General features: G+C 40.8%; 2 protein-coding genes. Both read right to left on the bottom strand.

Annotated features, from left to right (window positions below; all coding sequences use genetic code 11):
* Nucleotides 1–173: 173 nt before the first annotated feature.
* Complete coding sequence (locus A3756_RS20280; RefSeq protein ID WP_068553744.1) at nt 174–902, bottom strand: TIGR04219 family outer membrane beta-barrel protein; 729 nt, start codon at nt 900–902, stop codon at nt 174–176.
* 125 nt (nt 903–1,027) lie between these two features.
* Nucleotides 1,028–1,195 (bottom strand): phosphoribosylaminoimidazolesuccinocarboxamide synthase (locus A3756_RS20275; protein ID WP_304438915.1); only part of this gene is annotated, 168 nt, incomplete at its 5' end.

Here is a 1,195-nt window from a genome sequence, read left to right as displayed (position 1 = left end):
ACTGCCGACCTCTACCATGTCAAGGTAGCGCTCTAACCAACTGAGCTATAGTCCTATTTCAAGCATCGCAAGGAGAGCGACTTGAATAAGGCGCGTAATTTATCAAACAATTCAGCGCCTTGCAATGAGAATATTAGAAAAATATTCTTACGAATCTAGATTGCACTTTATATCTAGAAATCTAAGCCTGTACTTAAGTAAACACCGCTAAAATCAACATCAACTTCGATATCAGCACTGCCTATATCATCAATCTTGATTGCCATAGTGCGATAGCCTAGCTCAACAAATGCTAAGCTAATATTTTGACGAATACGGGCACGGGCATCATAAATACCATTACCAGAATACGAAATACCCGATAACTCGGCGCCAAATGCCATACCAGTAAAAGGAAGCTCTACTTCAGCTTTTGCATAGGGCAGCGGTAGAAAGTTATCAATAGTAGAGGTCGAGCTTTCTGTATCACCCTCAACATTAAGCTGACCGTCAAAAACCTTAATATCTAAACCAACATCAACCGAAACCCAGTTATCGAGAATTTCATAGTAAGCAATTACATCATAGTGAGTCAGGTCAAGATTTGTTGTTACTGGTCCGTCCACATCATCAAAGGTATCATCTATATTGCCTGATTCAGTTTGATCAAGGGAAGTCAGTCGAACCTTTAAATTGGGAATCAGTGGCACCGGATGCTCAAATGAAGCCGCGAGTTCGAAGAAACTATCATCTTCGAAACCTAGATCTTTTTCAAAATCAACTGTTGCGCCACCGGCAGAGGCATCACCCCCAACACCGGCATACCAATAACTTGCTTCAACAGTACCGCCTATAAAATCGGCTTGAGCCGTGGCGCTTGCAGCCAAAACGAAAGGAGCGAGGAGTTTTGTAACTTTTTTCATAGATACTTACCTTATTGAATTCTCTTAAGAATAAAACTATTAGCGTAAGTATAGAGGGAGTTTTTGATTTTGCTTGCTTGATTCGTTGCAGCTTAGATTAAAAAGCTGCAACGAAGTCACAAAATTTAGTCAAATGAAATACCTAAACGCTGACCTACCTCTTCGTAAGTTTCGATCACGCTACCAAGACCTTGCCTAAACCTGTCTTTATCCATCTTCTTACGAGTTTCTTTATCCCAAATACGACAGCCGTCCGGGCTAAATTCATCACCAAGAACAATTCTACCTTCAGA

It is taken from the genome of Oleiphilus sp. HI0086 (genome assembly GCF_001635225.1).
The sequence above is the reverse complement of the archived record's forward strand: the minus strand, read 5'-3'. Positions and strand labels throughout refer to the sequence as shown.

What these genes read in the sequence shown, in the direction of transcription:
- A3756_RS20280 (WP_068553744.1), bottom strand. Translation starts at nt 902, where the DNA reads ATGAAAAAAGTTACAAAACTCCTCGCTCCTTTCGTTTTGGCTGCAAGC.